This window comes from Pseudoflavitalea sp. G-6-1-2, from assembly GCF_012927185.1.
Taxonomy (GTDB): domain Bacteria; phylum Bacteroidota; class Bacteroidia; order Chitinophagales; family Chitinophagaceae; genus Pseudobacter.
On sequence record NZ_JABBGB010000001.1, the window covers coordinates 1,248,942 to 1,264,979 of the forward strand.

The following is a 16,038-nucleotide window of genomic DNA, read 5'->3' on the forward strand; positions in this document are numbered from 1 at the left end:
GTGAACAATTATCTTGTTAGTGATGCGATAATTCATTCAATAAATCTATTTCACAAAACGACGGCTGCCAAATCCGGCAGCCGTCGTTTTTATCTGGTATCGTTTTCTGATCAAAGGAATTCCTGTTTCAGGTATTCGACCACTTTTGATTTGATCTCACCACTCTGCAAATATTTATACAGGTTCTTACCCGGACAATCAGTTTTGGCAGAGTAATCTTTGTGTGAGGCAATCTTTTCGGGAGAGATGCCGAAGCGAAAGCAGGAGAATGCAATCAGTCGTTCCAGTGATTCGAGCTGCTGTGCCGGCATTTCCTGCTCTTCCAGATTTCCGAGACAGGAGATCAGCAAGTGCCCTGTTGGATCGTACTCCGTAGCGGTTTCTCCAGTGGTGTACACACTTCTCCCTTCGTACACCGTACCGTCTGGTGCAATGAGAAAATGATAAGGGATATCAGCCCAGTTGCGCTCTGGCCCCATTCCCCATGTCTGCACATTTTTGATATGTTTTGCTGCGTCTTTGCTGCTGTCGAATTTAGTGCCTTCGTGGTGGATAGTGATGCGTTCCGTTGTCTGTGTTTTGAAAGGTCTGGCTGCAGCTGCGTTCCATCCTGATCTTGGTATGATGGATAAATTCTTTGCAGCGTTCGCATAAATGGTGTCGGCCTTAATGAATTTCAATATGCCTTCATTTCCGTTTCCGTTCACAGCAGTGACTGCAACCTGCTTCAACAGCATTTTTGATTTATCGCCCAAACTGCGTGGAAGCATAATGCTCTTCTGCTGATAGGGCAGGATGCTGTACTCTGGTTTGCGATTGCCATATTGAGCATACACTACCCATCTGCGGATATTATCTGATGCAGTGTAATTCCAGGTGAGCATTAAGGAGTCGCCGACAGTAACCATCTTCACTTCCGGAGTGCCGGGCTTAGAATCGTCGAGCCATGGACTTTCGGGAACGAGTGCATCTTTTTTGTATGGACCATCGAGCAGCGCTTGAGCGAGTGCAGGATTGTTGAGCAATGATTTCATGCTCCAGTGAATGGTTCCCGGCGCATCGGCAACAATGCCTCTGGTGATCATTATTTCGTTCTGTATCTCGCGGGCATTGGCTGCACTGGTATCGCGGCCTACACTCATGCCCGGCCAGAGATGGCGCTGGTAGGGGTTTTCACGGGCCCACCATCCGAGCAGCACCGGAAAACTGAGGTTCTCTTTGTTGATCGGCCAGTAGAGTTGCGGAGAAAAATAATCTACCCATCCTTTGTTCAACCAGAGTTTTGCATCGGCATAGAGTTGATCGTACTGATCGAAGCCGGCAGCTGAAGCCGGTTGGCCGGGACGATACATTCCAAAAGGACTCAATCCGAATTTCACATGCTTCTTCGTTGCCTTGATCTCTTTGTAAAGGTTGCTGATGAAACTGTTCACAGCATCTCTTCTCCAGTCGCCACGTGATAATTTTCCGCCGTCTGCCACATATTTGTTCCAGCTTGCACTGTCAGGGAAATCTTCAAACTTATTGTAATCGGGATACGGATAAAAGTAATCGTCGAAATGAATGCCGTCGATATCGTATCTCTTAACTATGTCGAGAACAACAGCGGTGCTGTGATCTTTGGTTCCCTGCAATGCAGGATCGAACCACCAGTAGTTGCCATCTTTCAGTTTCAATACCAGCTCAGGTTTTCTTTTCACGATGGAACTTTCGGTTACTGGTCCACCTACGGTGTGATGGGCACGATAAGGATTCATCCATACATGCAGTTCCATGCCGCGCTTATGTGATTCATCTACCCAGAACTGCAGCGGATCATAGAACGGAGCCGGAGCTTTGCCCTGTTCTCCTGTGAGGTAATAACTCCAGGGTTCGAGGCTGCTTTGATACAGTGCATCGGCCTGAGGTCTCGCCTGAAAAATCACTGCATTGAAATGATGCGCCTGCAGAAAGTCGAGAATGCGGATCGCTTCTGCCTGTTGATCGGCTGTGCTGAGCCCACGTTTGGAAGGCCAGTCGATATTCGCAACGGTGGCAACCCATGCAGCTCTGAACTCTCTCAATGCCGGAGAAGCGGGCGTTGAAGTGGCATTGCCCGATGCCTGAGAAGCAATCTTTTTCGATGAGCTGCAAGCCTGCAATAGTGATAAGGCAACTACAGCAAGTAGCAATAACCTGTTGAACATATGAAAGTATATGGCTGTGAAAAAATGATGAGGCTTAAAAATAAACAAACAAAACTATTGGCTGTGTGCTGCTGTGCTGCATTGAATCAATTTTAATGCAATTAAAACCGAAATGGCTGAAATCTTCCCTGAGCCTGCAACTGAGGGGTTTTGCGAAAGCCGTTTTTTTGATGTGCAACTGCACAAACCTGCAAGTGGAGTCATTCGTTTATGCAACATGATAAAAACGGGAAGAGAGGTTGAGTGGTTTCTTCGAGGAAATTTGGATGTATGTCTTTTGAAAGTGCAATTTGATTTTAGGGATCGTGTAAGTTTCTTCAGCTGACTTATCTCCGTATCTGTTCACGCGTATAAGATGAGGAGGGTAGCTTTAACTTTTCCTGTTCAAAAAAAATTCTCCGGTTTAAGAAATTCGACTAATTTTGTATCATCAGATGATATGATGAATCGCCAACCTTTAAAACGCCAGTCTCTCGCCGATGAGGTAGCTGTTCTGCTCGAACAGCAGATCTCACAAGGTCTGTTCAAAACCGGCGACCAGCTGCCCACTGAGCCAGAGCTCATGGAAAGCTTTGGCGTTGGGAGATCAAGCATCCGCGAAGCGGTGAAGATCCTCGTTAACAAGGGAATGGTGAAAGTGCAGCAGGGTGTGGGCATGTTCATCCTGTCAACTGAACCCAGCGAACCACTCAGCAACAGATTGCAGCGTGCGCATTTTGAAGATCTCAATGAAGTACGCCTGCTGCTCGAAGTAAAGATCGCTGAGAAAGCTGCCATCAACCGCACCGCCAAAGACGTAACACGGATCAAAGGTTTTCTGAAAGACCGTGCCCGCTATGCCACAGAGAACAACAAGGAGGCCTGCATTCAGGCCGATATAAATTTCCACTCGGCCATCGCCGATGCTTCGGGAAATCCCATTATCGTTGATCTCTACAAAACGATTGCAACCCATCTGAAACAGGCTTTCATGGAGCGTTACAAAGACACTTCGGGCTTTATGCTTTCGCAGCAGCTGCACGAAGATCTCCTGCAAGCCATCGCAGACAAAAATCCTGCAAGAGCGCTGATCATGGCAACAAAGATCAGTACGCACACAAAGTGATTTTTTTTATTCTAAGTCGTCAGATGATCAGATTATTAAAAAGAAAGTATGCAAACCACCACTCTTCCCGCTGAAGAAAAAAAGGCTGCTCAAAAGATGGCCGAAGGCACAGTATTCTCGGTGCTTATCGCCCTCAGTGTAACACATTTATTGAACGATACATTGCAGTCGCTCATTCCCGCTATCTATCCGCTGGTGAAAGAATCGCTGCACCTGAATTTTTCTCAGGTAGGATTGATCACCCTCACCTTCCAGACCTCTGCTTCTATATTGCAGCCGCTGGTAGGATTGTACACCGATAAACGTCCACAACCCTATTCACTGGCCATTGGCATGAGTTTTAGTCTCATCGGATTGATCTCGCTGGCACTCGCCCATTCATTCCCCATGGTACTGGTTTCAGTTTCATTGGTGGGAATTGGCTCTGCCATATTCCATCCGGAAGCATCGAGGCTGGCATATATGGCAGCTGGTGGAAGACATGGCATGGCCCAATCATTATTTCAGGTGGGCGGTAATGCCGGCAGCTCGCTGGGGCCGTTGCTTGCGGCGGCGATCATCGTTCCGCTCGGTCAGTTCCATGTGATCTGGTTTTCACTGGCAGCGTTGCTGGCTATCTTCATCATGCTTCGCATCAGCGGTTGGTACAAACTGAACACACATCGCATCAAACCAAAGAAGGTAGCGGTACTCACAGAGAAGAAAAAACTATCCACTGCTAAAGTGACCTTCTCTCTGATCATTCTGCTGGTACTGATCTTCTCGAAATATTTTTACATGAGTAGTCTCACCAGCTACTACACGTTCTATCTGATGGATAAGTTCCATATCACCAAACAGAGTTCACAGATCTATCTGTTCATCTTCCTGTTCTCCATTGCAGCCGGTACTTTCATCGGGGGACCACTGGGCGATCGTATCGGAAGAAAATACGTTATCTGGATCTCCATCCTTGGCGCTGCTCCGTTCACTTTGATGATGCCTTATGCCAGTCTTTTCTGGACCTGCATTCTGAGCGTTTTCATCGGAGTGATCATCAGCTCTGCTTTCTCTGCCATCCTTGTATATGCACAGGAACTGCTGCCGGGTAAAGTAGGTATGATCGCCGGACTGTTCTTCGGTTTCGCCTTCGGTATGGCTGGTGTGGGCGCCGCCCTTCTCGGAAAACTGGCCGATGCCACCAGCATCCGTTACGTGTATCAGGTTTGTGCATGGTTACCGCTGATTGGTATCCTCACTGCATTCTTACCGAACCTTGAAACAAGAAAGAAGCAATAAAGCAGGTGTAGATTTCATACCTTTAGCATATCATTCCGATCCCGCTGAACCGTAGCCCATGGCAACATGAGTGAAGTGCAGCGGGATCTTTCTTCTGTATCATTCCATTCCTGAAGGTCCACTCAGATACAGGCCTGAAAAACAAAAACTGCTTCGAAATCTGTTCTTAATGTAGATTAAGAAATGGGCTTAACCTGCATTATTGGCCTACGGCATCATTCACTGGTATTTTTGCTAAACACAATTCAACATACCAGGAGGTTATATGAAAAAGACAATCGAGCATATTTTTGCAAAACCCGCCGCCCCAGGTATGGTGGGGGATGGTTTCAGAGTATACAATTACTTTCCTTCTGCGAGGACCTTCAATCCTCAAAAGATCAGTCCGTTTTTGTTGCTCGACTTCAATGCAGAGATCGATTTCAGTGCAACAGATAAGATCCGTGGCGTAGGCGTTCACCCGCATAAAGGGTTTGAGACCGTAACCATTGCCTACAAAGGAAGTGTGGCGCATGCAGACAGTACCGGTAACTCCGGTGTTATCAATGCCGGCGACGTTCAGTGGATGACGGCAGGCGGAGGCATTCTTCACAAAGAACATCACTCCGAAGAGTTCTCCAAATCCGGCGGTCCATTTGAAATGGTACAGCTCTGGGTAAACCTTCCAAAACAATACAAACAAACCCCCGCAAAATATCAGGCCATCACTGCCGATAAAATGGGCATGGCCGAGTTAGCCAATAATGGCGGGCATGTTCGCGTTATTGCAGGCGATTTCAACGGAGTGAAAGGTCCGGCTTACACGTTCACGCAGATCAATATGTTTGATATCCGCCTGAATAAAAATGGTACCTTAACTACCAATATACCGGCTGCGCATAACACAGCGATCCTTGTGATCAACGGAGAAGTGGAAGTGAACGGATCAAAAACACCAGAACACAGTTTTGTGTTGTTCCGCAACGAAGGTGAAGAGATCACCATCAATGCAACAGAGAATAGTGTGCTGCTGTTGCTCAGCGGTGAGCCAATTAAAGAACTCGTAGCATCTTACGGACCATTTGTAATGAACACGCAGGAAGAATTGCTGGAAGCTATTCAGGAATTCAATTCAGGCAAATTCGGAACACTCGAATAATCACTAAGAAATAACACGGCTATGATAAAGTCCATTGCGCATATTCTTGCAGGAAGGGAAAAACAGATCACTAAAGAAGAAACAGTATTGCAGCCATTGCCGCATAAGGATTTCAGATTTGCAAGCCCCTTCATTCTGATACATCATTTGAAGCCGGAGGAAATTGCTCCGGGTTCGGAGCTGAGGATACACCCTCATCCGCACCGCGGATTTTCTCCGGTAACATTCATGTTGCAGGGAGAAGGATTTCACAAAGACAATGCAGGGCATCAGGGAGTTGTTGGAGCAGGAGGTGCTCAATGGATGTTCGCCGGAAAAGGATTGCTGCACAGCGAAGGCCCCACAGACAAAGTGTTGAAGAACGGAGGCATTCAGGAGTTTGTTCAGGTTTGGCTGAACGTACCGGCAGCACACAAATGGGATGAGCCCTATTATCAGAATGCCAGCAAAGAACAGATGCCATCTGTTCTTCAGCAACCCGGTACAGACCTGAAACTGGTGAGCGGAAATTTCGACGGGCAGAAAGGTCCGCTCGAAAAAAGTTTTACACCCATCATCAGCGTAATGGGCAGCATCAGCCAGGGAACAAGTCTGAAGGTTCCCGTTACTCCCGGTTACTGGACATTGCTGTACATCGCAAAAGGCGAACTTACCGTAAATGATACAAACAAAGTGGCTGAGCACAATCTCATCATATTTGAAAAAGACAATAACGAGTTCTTAATACAGGCAGAAGAAGACAGCACTATTCTGCTGCTCTCTGGCGAACCTATCGATGAGCCTGTTGCAGCAAAGGACAACTTTGTAATGAACACTGCCGAAGAAGCAGATCAGGCCATTGAAGATTACAAGAATGGTGTATTCGGCACCCTGGATTTTTAAACCATTAAATCAATACTTATGCAGGAGCAGTACAAAAACCTTCCATTGATCAAGAATGAAGCACTTCAGCAATTTGAGTTGGAAGTAGACGGGTATACATCTTTGATTGAATACAAAGAGGCAGGTGATCAGGTTGTGTTGACGCATACCGAAGTGCCGGTGGAGCTGGAAGGAAAAGGAGTAGGAACGGCCATTGTAGAGAAGACCCTCGAATACATCGAAGAACGCAAGCAAAGACTGGTGCCGCTTTGTCCGTTTGTGATAGCCTATCTCAAGCGCCATCCGGACTGGAATCGTTTGTTATCTGATTCAGTAAAATAAAGACCAATCATCAATATTCCATAACCAGAAAAATAGCTTTATGAAAAAACACATGCTTTCCATTCTGCTCACGTTGTTTGTATCCGCAGGCTTTGCACAAAGCTGGAAATCTGATGCTGCGCATTCAAGATTAGGCTTTTCTGTTGTGCACATGAGCATATCCGATATAACCGGAAGCTTCAATAAATTTGATGCAACCATCGATGCCACCAAACCAGATTTCAGTGATGCCAAAGTGGAGCTCACTGCAGAAATAGGATCGATCAATACCGGAGTTGAAATGCGCGACAATCACCTGAAAACTGCAGATTTCTTCGATGCAGAGAAATATCCGGCAATGAGTTTCAAGAGTACTGGAATTACAAAAATCGGTAAGGGTAATCGTTACAGACTCACCGGATATCTTACATTGCATGGTGTAGAAAAACCTGTTACCATGGCGATGACGTATCGTGGCACCACTACCAATCCGCAAAGCAAGAAAAAAGTAGCGGGCTTTCAGGTAGTAGGAGTAATCAGAAGATCCGACTTCGGCATTGGCAATAAATTTCCTTCTGTAATGATCAGCGACAATGTAACTATCAAAGCAGATGGAGAGTTCATGCAACCTTAAAAACCATATATGCAGTACAAATTGGAGAAGCCCGTTCATGGAAGTATCGGAACAGAAAAATACAAGGTTGCCATCGATTGGAGGAACGGCAGCTTTATCTCGGACGAACCGGTGAAGTCGGGAGGAAAGGATTCAGGTCCTGACCCATATACTCTGCTGCTTTCATCGCTTGCAAGCTGTACCCTGGTTACACTTCGCATGTACATAGAGCGCAAGGGCTTGGATGTTCCGCGCATCACGGTAAATGTAAATATGTTCCAGACGAAGAAGGAAGAAGAAACGATCACCACTTTCGACAGGGACATTGTATTTGAAGGCGAACTTACCCTGGAACAAAAAGACAGATTGCGTGAAATAGCAGCAGCTTGTCCGGTTTCAAAGATCCTCGAAGGATCAGTGAAAGTGCGCAATTATGTGATGAAGGAAGAAGACACCGAGAAGAAGATCCGCTATACCAATGGAGAAGTAACCGTGGTGTGGAAACCTGAATTCTGTAAACATGCCGGAAGATGTGTAACGCAGTTGCCATCGGTGTTCAATTTGCAGGAAAGGCCGTGGATAAACATGACCGGAGCAGATTCGGAGACCATCATCAATCAGGTGAACCGTTGTCCAACGGGAGCGCTCTCTTATTTCAACAACAAAGACGAAGAAGCGCAGCAATAGCTTCTTTATACATATCAGTTGATCCGTCCCCTACAGTTAAATGAAAAGAGCGGGCATCAGTAAATGATGACCCGCTCTTTCACTGAGAGCCCGTTTTAGTAGATAGCCCGTGAGCTTTGATGGTTTGCCGCCGTCTTATTAAATGGAAATGGTGAATGGTGGTTTTCGGAACTACTGTCACCTGCTTGTAGGCCCCCGATCAGGTTATTGCAAGGAAGAACGCGATGATAAAACTTATTCAATATCAATTTCAGGGGCCTGTGGGCTGTCATATGATCCAGGGATTAGGTTGATGCAAATTAATAAGAGCAGGTACCATCAAAAAGGGTGATTCTCCCGGTAACGGCACCGTGTTTTCACCCTTTTTTGCGTAAAGTTCTACAGAGAAATTGCCTGAATTCAGCTGAAAACATGCTATTTTCGATTGAGCAAATAATCTAATATGACCGTAGCCAAGGCGATTTCCGACGTACTCTCTGAATACATGGATCAATGTGCACGTTACAAAAAAGAGGAATCTGCTGAAAACAACTCAACCCGTGGGGACCTCATTGTATTACAGTTCGATTGTGGCGACCTTGAACTATTCAGAAACACCTTAAAATATAACAGAGAGAAAATAGAAAGCAGGGTGCATATGATGCTGAAGGCCGAAGGCATCAATCAGGCTGTCAGCTTCGATGAGCTCTTCTTCTCTCCGGGGGCCGACTCAAATGTTACCGCAAGAGTTCAGTTCAGGGTGGTGTAGTTAATTGACCATTTTCGCAAGAATCCGGTGATGGCCATCTCCGCCGCACCGTACATTTGCAGCATGAAGGAATTGATGACAATCGAGAAACCTGCCCTCTTCAGTTTCCGCGAATGCCTCTGGTTTCTCGACAGAGGATATGATGATTGCCTCTTCCGCATCCACGATCAACAACTCACCAGATTTATATTGCTGGATGGAAAACCCATTCTGTTCCGCATCAGCGATGCCGGTAATTCATTGGCAGTACATCTGCTGCACGGATCGGTATCGGACCATCAGCTTCCTTTGCTTCGCAACCACATTATGGATTGGTTCGATATGAACAAAGATCTCTCTCCCTTTTATGCGTTGTTGCAGCGCGACAAAAAACTGCAATACATGCCGAAAGATTTCGAGGGGCTTCGGTTGATCAGCATCACAGATCTTTTTGAAGCGCTTTGCTGGAGCATCATCGGGCAGCAGATCAATCTTACATTTGCTTACAAGCTGAAACGACGGCTGGTAGAGGCTTTCGGGACAGCGCTTACTTATGAAGATCACACGTATCATCTTTTCCCGTCTCCCGAAAAACTGCGCTCGCTTTCGGTGGAAGATCTTCGTCCGTTGCAGTACTCGCAAAGTAAAGCCAAATACCTGATCGGCATTGCGCAGGCATTTGCTGAAAAGAAACTGAGTTACGAAATGCTGGCTGCGCTGAAAGATTTCAATGCTATGCAGCAGGCGCTGATTGCTCACAAAGGCATCGGTGTATGGACGGCCAATTATGTGCTGATGAAAACCATGCGTGTACCCAATGCCATTCCTTACGGAGATGTAGGTTTGCTCAAAGCATTGGAAACACATGAAATAATTAAGGAAAGAAACGAGACTGAAAAAATAGAGCGTTTTTTCAAAAAGTATAAAGGATGGGAAGCGTATCTGGTATTTTATTTATGGCGAAGTCTGGCGCCTCCGGTTTTCCAGACTAAGTAGCCCTGGCGCATGCAATGCCCGCAGGGGCGGTATCCTGCTTCGGTCGCTTCTTTTTCGGATTGAAAGAAAACCCTGTTGGCTGTTTTCATCTTCATGCCGCTTTTGCATTGCAGGGTTCCGTAGATCTTCAGATTTTTATTTCCTCCCAAACGAATTTTTCCTTCATCGATGAGCTTTTTCAGCTGTCGGCTTCGTTCGAAATTTGTATTACCTAAAGTAAGATGTGCAATCATACTGCAAAGGTATTCGCTCATCAGGCAAAACTTTATAGGGAAGTACAATTAATATTCCGGCAATACAAAGGGGATGGAGAATCTGAAACTGCTTCCTTTTCCTGGTTCGGAGCTTGCCCAGATAGAGCCTCCGTGCAACTCAACAATTTTGCGGCAGTGCGCCAGTCCGATTCCGCTGCCTTCGTAAGCACTTTGATTATGAAGTCTTCTGAAAAGCAGAAAGATCTTTTCGAGATGGGCGGGTTCTATGCCAATGCCATTGTCTTCGATTGAAAAGATCCACTGCCTCGTGTCTTTGATGGCTGAAATGGAGATCACGGGCGCTTCTTCCGGCTTTTTGAACTTGATGGCATTAACGAGCAGGTTCTGGAAAAGCAGCTTCAGTTCGAGCGGATATCCTGTGAGTACGGGAAGTTGCTGCTTGTTAATCACCGCCTGGTGTTTGCTGATGATTGCTCCGAGATCAGCGAGCACATCATCGACAACAGCATTGCAGTCCACCTCCTTAAATTCTTTCTTGCTGCCCAGGCGGGAATATTCCAGCAGTTCTCTCACGAGCGTTTTCATTCGTTCGTTGGCGCGGGTAACATAGCCGAAGAACTTTTCGGTGTCTTTATCTGTCTGGGTTTTGAATTTCAGTTTCAGCAATTCAATAAAGCCGGTGGTGGTATTGAGGGGTTCCTGTAAGTCGTGCGAAGCGAAGTATGTGATCTGCTCAATTTCCTTTGCTTTTGCGGTGAGCTGCTGTGTTCTCAGTTTTACTTTGTCTTCTAGTTTTTCGTTGAACTTGCGGAGCTGCATTTCCAGCTGCCTGCGTTCTGTGATGTCTCTGCCTACTGCGAAAATATTACTGAGCCTGCCCTTATCGTCGCGATAGAGTGCTGCGTTGAAGAGCAGCTCGATGGGACCTGTACCCGGCTGAATAAGTGTAAGCGGATAGTTCAGTGCTTTACCTTCTCTGAACACCTGCTCGCAGAAAGCGTTTGCCTGCGCGGGCTCAGCAAACTGGCTGGCGAATGAACTGCCTGCTAATTCGTCGAAAGTTTTACCGGAGATTTCTTCAGTTGCTTTATTTACATCTTTGATATTCCCATCGATGCCAATAGTGAAGAAAGGATCGATGCTCGACTCCAGCAGGCTATGCGTGTAGTCGAGCATCTGTTTATAGTTAAGCGATTTCTGTTTGATGAAATAATTGCAGGCCATGAATACCATGAGGCAGGCAAAGAAATTGAGGAGTGCGATGCCCGACCAGGGTTGAGGAATGATACCCGTTATCTGAAGAACGGCAGCAATAGCGCATCCTCCTACGAGCGCGAGAATCCAATACACACCTTTACCTGTTTCCGCCAGATAAAATACAAATGGCATGAAGGCGAATGGCCAGAGGAAACCTGTTTTGTCCCACCCGCCACTGGCGAACATGCAAACAACTACCACCGTTCCGATTGTGAGAATAATATCAACACGTTCGTAATTCCGTGTTTTCCTAAGAAAGAAATAATTGAACAGCACACTGCCGAAAGCCAACGCGTGCAGTATGCCCAGAAAGTGATTGCCTACAACAAAGTAATACAGCAAGCTGAAAACGCCGCAATACATTACCGCAATAGCGGTGTAGGCGTTTACAATTGCGAGACCCGATACTTTTCCGGGCTTCTGTTGTCTTTCAGGGCGGCTCATCTATAGGTTGGCATTGGCGAATGAAGGTAATGTATTCATGGAAAACATGCAATTTGAATGAATGTATTTACGTATTATTAAGGCCTTCGGAACTCGTTGATACTGATTATGATGAGCATAAGGAAACCTTCATAATCTGCGGTGTTTTATTACTGCTGTAAATATTTTAAGAATTCGTTGTAATATTTGAAATGCACCTGCGTCTGATGTTACATACAATTCGATTATGAAACGCTTTACTATCACTGAAAGAATGGAACAATCAACAGCGCTCTACAGCACTGTTTCCTCCGCGGCTCCTGCTCTTTCAGAAGGATTTGCTTCACCGATGTACTGCAAACGCTTATAGCATCTTTTAAGATCCCCGCTATTTATTGTTTCTACATATCGCAAAGCAGCCAGCTTTGATTGGTACCGGCATCCGTATGCCTTCACCTGATCTTTTTCACTCTAAATACCAGATCATTTATGCTTAAAAACTGGAAAAGTCTGTTTGTAAAAACAGACGGGGAATCTTCTGCCAAAGAAGAACCACCGGGCTTCTCTTTCCCTGTAACAGAAACTAACGTTACGGAACAGCCGAAAAATAAATCCGATACGCTTCCGCCTGCTAATGTCCCAAAGACTGTGGTGGATGAAGTGATCGAAACATACGAAAGTGGTCTCGACAGCATCAATATGCCGGGCTATGATTTCTATGAATTCTACAAAGCTGTATCTGCCGGCGGTGCGCATTCGCCTCAGGCCTATCAGATGGCTTTTGAAATGGCGAAGGCATTCGATAAAAGCCTTACCACAAGAAAGCTGTTGCAGGATGCGGAGTTCTACATCAGCAAAATCAATGAAGTGCACGGCCAGTATGTATCGCAGGGGCAGCAAAAGTTGCAGTCGCTCGCCGATCAGCGGAATGCAGAACAGCGATCGCTTCAGCAGGAGGCAGACAATGCAGCGCAACGGATCAATCAACTCAAAGCAGAGTTGCAGCAGCTCGAATCGCTGATCAGAGAGAAACAAAATGTGCTTGCTACAATTCAGCAGCAGAGCCAGCCGCAGGAAAATGCTATCCGTGAAAAGCTACAGGCGAACGACCTGGCTAAAAAAGCCAGTATCGATAAACTGGCTGCCATTAAGAACGGCATTCAGCAATTCATCAAAGAATAACATAAACCAACCAAACTATGTCAATGGAACAAAACAAAGTGATGGAGTTGCCCATCTTCAAGCACTTTGAACAAAATCAGATCTCGCTCAATCCGAAGAACTGGCGAAAGGGCGAAAAAGGAATTGCAACGATCATCGGCCTCGTGCTGCTGGGTACCATCGCATGGGGCTTGTACAGGTTTATTCTTCCCATTGTATTCACCTGGGTAGGACAAGCGCTTGGAGCTATCAGCGCCGCGGTACTCGTGATCGCTTTCTTCATTATGCTGCCTGTGATTGTGAAGGGGCTGAAGAGATTTTCACGAAGCATGCACAAAGCGCTTATCAAACACGATCCATTCGCAGAACTCGAAGATCAGAAGATGAAGATGATGCAGAACCGACAACACTTCAAAGAAGCGAAGGCGAAGATCAAAGCCATCAAGTCAAATATGGAAAGCGAATCGGTGAAGGCTGAGAAGGAAGCGAAAGAATATCAGGAGAAAGTAGTTACGCTGCAGGCCAGAGCCGAAGGCACCAAATCGAAAATGACTGAGCTGGAACAAAGGATTGGAGCTGCACAAGCCCGCGAATCGGACGATTACGTAGAGCTGCAAACAGGCCTGATGAAAACACTCAGCGAAGCACAGCGTGTAAGTCATATGCTCAATCAGAGTACGGGTCTCGTGAGAAAATACGGAAGCCGTGCGCACGTGATAGGCAAGCTCGACAGAAAGCTTAACATGGTAGATACTGCCATGGAAATTAAGATCATGGACTTCGATGTAAGTATCGATATGCTGAAAAAAGAATACGCATTCGCTACCGCAGCCCGCGAAGCTACAGAACAGGCAAAGTCTGCTATGGGCTTCACCAAAGGATGGGAGTTGGATTATGCGCTGGATGTTGTTACCAATACCATCGCACTTGATCTTGCCACCACACAGGAAAATCTGCTCGATCTCGATACGCTCACCAGTCAGTATGCATTCGACAGTGACGAACTGTACACGCGTCTCGACAAACTGGCCGATCAGATTAAGACAGACAACTACAATATTCCGGAATCAAAGAAATACTCAAACCCGAATTACAAACTCGATGCAAACGACAAGCTCGAAAGCAAAGGATTCGGAGACATCTTCAACTAACCCCCTAAAAATTATCAATTATGAAATGGTCTAATCTCACTTTTTTTTCAAAATCACTGATTGTATTGCTGATTGCGGGCGGTGTGGGCAGTGCTGTGTATTTTCTATCACCCGGTCTGCGTGTAGATGAATCGAAGAAGCTGGATAAGCTGGCACTCAACGATCAGGATGTGAACAATCTTTCTTCGTCCGCAGAATTGCCTTTGCCGCAGATCGATCAGCCCGGCAATGTTACGGGCAAATCAACAGTGCGCATTGCGGGTTATGCGTGGAATGCGCAGTCGGGAATAATTGTAGCCAATGGTGGTGCAAAAACTTCGAAAGGCTCGTTGATGGAGCAGAATGGCGTAAAGCTGGAGATCATCCGTCAGGACTGGCTCTCCGAGCTACGTAATCTGCAAATGAAGTTCGTGGATGAATTCGATAAAGGAAACAGCTTTCCTGCAGAGGGTGCAGCTGCTATCATGATAATGGGTGATGGCGTTCCATTCTACATCAGCGCAGCGCAACAGGCACTCGATGATAAATACGGAAAAGGAAAATACCAGTTGCAGGCAATCGGCGCTATTGGTCTGAGTTATGGAGAAGATAAGCTCATCGGACCACCCAGCTGGAAAATGAATCCGCAATCGATGAAAGGTGCGCTGGTGTCAGCCGTGATTGGTGATGGCGACTGGGTAACTGCTGTGAACTACGCATTCGCAAACGGACTCAAAGTGAACCCCGATCCCAGCACTTACGATGCCGATGCAGTGAACTTCCTGGCTTCTGCCAATGATGATTACATCGAGTCTGCAAAGGAACTCATCAAGTCTCAACAAGAAGGCTGGACCATTCCGCTCAAAGAAGTGAAAGACGGAAAGCTCACCGGCAAAACCATCAACAAAAAAGTAGATGGCTGTGCCACCTGGACGCCCGGCGATAAAATGGTGTTCGACAAGCTGGCAGGTTTTACAGACGTGGTTTCTACCAGAGAGTTCAATAATCAGATGGCCACAACACTCATCTTTCTGCGCCAGTGGGCGGAGAACAACAAAGAGCTGATTGGAAAGATCCTTCGTTCTTCTTACACCGCCAGCAACCAGATGAAGCAATACGACAGCTGGAGAAAGAAAGCCTCTGAAACAACTGCAAAAACCTTCGGCATCGAAACACCGGACTACTGGTACAATATGTTCAAAGGGCAGAAAGGTGAAAAGAATGGCGTGAGCTACAATATGGGTGGATCAAGGGTTTTCAACCTTGCCGATGCAAACCAGTACTATGGCATCTCTGATGGAACCAATCGTTACAAAGCAGTGTATGATCAAGTATCGAAATACCTGAAAGAGTTGAACCCTGCCGGCTTCAATCAGAATGTGAAACGCATTGTGCCATTTGAAGAAGCCGTGAGTGTCGCTTATCTGAAAGACATCAAAGACATCGATGCAGGAGACAGCTACACAACGGACTATTCGCAGAAAGCAACCAATGTAGTAGCGTCTGGTGAATGGAGGATCAATTTCGATGTAAGTCGTGCTACGGTAAGGCCGGAAGCTGCCGATGTGCTTGAGCAGATCTACAATTTGCTTATCCAGGCCGAAGATTCGAAACTCGAACTCGTAGGCCACACAGACAATAGCGGTACACAGGAAAGCAACTATGCGCTTTCATCTGCCCGCGCCGAATCTGTGAAGAACTATCTGGTGAAGAGAGGCATACCTGTAAGCAGGTTTCAGAAAACTGATGGTAAAGGGCAGGATGAGCCGATTGCAGATAATAACACTGCTTCTGGTAAAGCGCAGAACAGACGCGTAGTGATCACCATCCTCAAATAATTGTATCAACTCAGGGAAGGGGATTAAGGATAGTTCCTGCGGAAGCCAGTAAAGATGGCCATGCGTAATCACTGTGCTTCCGCACCTTCTCTCGTTCCAACT

At 46.4% G+C, this 16,038-nt stretch carries 16 protein-coding genes; 13 read left to right on the forward strand and 3 right to left on the reverse strand.

All coding sequences use genetic code 11. The features are described from left to right. Nucleotides 1-110: 110 nt before the first annotated feature. On the reverse strand, nt 111-2,186 hold the full coding sequence (locus tag HHL16_RS05280; protein WP_169424088.1) for a family 10 glycosylhydrolase: 2,076 nt from the start codon (nt 2,184-2,186) through the stop codon (nt 111-113). 439 nt (nt 2,187-2,625) lie between these two features. Between HHL16_RS05280 and HHL16_RS05285 the strand changes: the two genes are divergently transcribed. The 9 genes from HHL16_RS05285 (at nt 2,626) to HHL16_RS05325 (ending at nt 9,912) form a co-directional block, all read left to right on the forward strand. Continuing rightward, the gene (locus HHL16_RS05285) at nt 2,626-3,291 is read left to right on the forward strand and encodes a FadR/GntR family transcriptional regulator (protein ID WP_240965792.1); all 666 of its coding nucleotides are present in this window, start codon (nt 2,626-2,628) and stop codon (nt 3,289-3,291) included. A gap of 48 nt (nt 3,292-3,339) precedes the next feature. Then, nucleotides 3,340-4,569 carry an MFS transporter gene (locus HHL16_RS05290; RefSeq protein WP_169424089.1) on the forward strand — a complete coding sequence of 410 codons (1,230 nt, stop codon included), beginning with the start codon at nt 3,340-3,342 and terminating at the stop codon, nt 4,567-4,569. Between the two features lie 265 nt (nt 4,570-4,834). After that, nucleotides 4,835-5,707 carry a pirin family protein gene (locus HHL16_RS05295; protein ID WP_169424090.1) on the forward strand — a complete coding sequence of 291 codons (873 nt, stop codon included), beginning with the start codon at nt 4,835-4,837 and terminating at the stop codon, nt 5,705-5,707. Between the two features lie 21 nt (nt 5,708-5,728). After that, complete coding sequence (locus HHL16_RS05300; RefSeq protein WP_169424091.1) at nt 5,729-6,589, forward strand: pirin-like C-terminal cupin domain-containing protein; 861 nt, start codon at nt 5,729-5,731, stop codon at nt 6,587-6,589. An 18-nt stretch (nt 6,590-6,607) separates the two neighbouring features. Further along, nucleotides 6,608-6,910 carry a GNAT family N-acetyltransferase gene (locus HHL16_RS05305; protein WP_169424092.1) on the forward strand — a complete coding sequence of 101 codons (303 nt, stop codon included), beginning with the start codon at nt 6,608-6,610 and terminating at the stop codon, nt 6,908-6,910. A 40-nt stretch (nt 6,911-6,950) separates the two neighbouring features. Next, on the forward strand, nt 6,951-7,523 hold the full coding sequence (locus tag HHL16_RS05310) for a YceI family protein (protein WP_169424093.1): 573 nt from the start codon (nt 6,951-6,953) through the stop codon (nt 7,521-7,523). A gap of 9 nt (nt 7,524-7,532) precedes the next feature. Further along, entirely contained in the window at nt 7,533-8,189 is a 657-nt protein-coding gene (locus HHL16_RS05315; RefSeq protein ID WP_169424094.1) for a (4Fe-4S)-binding protein, read from the forward strand. A gap of 442 nt (nt 8,190-8,631) precedes the next feature. Then, nucleotides 8,632-8,937 carry a hypothetical protein gene (locus HHL16_RS05320; protein ID WP_169424095.1) on the forward strand — a complete coding sequence of 102 codons (306 nt, stop codon included), beginning with the start codon at nt 8,632-8,634 and terminating at the stop codon, nt 8,935-8,937. 63 nt (nt 8,938-9,000) lie between these two features. Then, complete coding sequence (locus tag HHL16_RS05325) at nt 9,001-9,912, forward strand: DNA-3-methyladenine glycosylase 2 family protein (protein ID WP_169424096.1); 912 nt, start codon at nt 9,001-9,003, stop codon at nt 9,910-9,912. Here the strand turns inward: HHL16_RS05325 and HHL16_RS05330 are convergent. Together HHL16_RS05330 and HHL16_RS05335 are read right to left on the reverse strand one after the other, a co-directional pair. Next, nucleotides 9,867-10,145 (reverse strand): Ada metal-binding domain-containing protein, encoded by a 279-nt coding sequence (locus tag HHL16_RS05330; RefSeq protein WP_169424097.1) that lies wholly within the window; start codon nt 10,143-10,145, stop codon nt 9,867-9,869. The genes HHL16_RS05325 and HHL16_RS05330 overlap by 46 nt on opposite strands. A gap of 48 nt (nt 10,146-10,193) precedes the next feature. Beyond that, nucleotides 10,194-11,828 carry an ATP-binding protein gene (locus tag HHL16_RS05335; RefSeq protein ID WP_169424098.1) on the reverse strand — a complete coding sequence of 545 codons (1,635 nt, stop codon included), beginning with the start codon at nt 11,826-11,828 and terminating at the stop codon, nt 10,194-10,196. A 226-nt stretch (nt 11,829-12,054) separates the two neighbouring features. Here HHL16_RS05335 and HHL16_RS25190 point away from each other — a divergent pair, with 226 nt between their 5' ends. The 4 genes from HHL16_RS25190 (at nt 12,055) to HHL16_RS05350 (ending at nt 15,936) form a co-directional block, all read left to right on the forward strand. Continuing rightward, the gene (locus HHL16_RS25190; protein ID WP_277349342.1) at nt 12,055-12,177 is read left to right on the forward strand and encodes a hypothetical protein; all 123 of its coding nucleotides are present in this window, start codon (nt 12,055-12,057) and stop codon (nt 12,175-12,177) included. Between the two features lie 119 nt (nt 12,178-12,296). Beyond that, nucleotides 12,297-12,989: a hypothetical protein gene (locus tag HHL16_RS05340; protein WP_169424099.1), complete on the forward strand. Its 693-nt coding sequence runs from the start codon at nt 12,297-12,299 to the stop codon at nt 12,987-12,989. A gap of 23 nt (nt 12,990-13,012) precedes the next feature. Next, a complete protein-coding gene (locus HHL16_RS05345; protein WP_169424100.1) occupies nt 13,013-14,119 on the forward strand; it encodes a hypothetical protein in 1,107 nt (368 codons plus the stop codon). A gap of 20 nt (nt 14,120-14,139) precedes the next feature. Then, nucleotides 14,140-15,936, forward strand: coding sequence for an OmpA family protein (locus HHL16_RS05350; protein WP_169424101.1), 1,797 nt, complete (start codon nt 14,140-14,142; stop codon nt 15,934-15,936). Nucleotides 15,937-16,038: the final 102 nt, after the last annotated feature.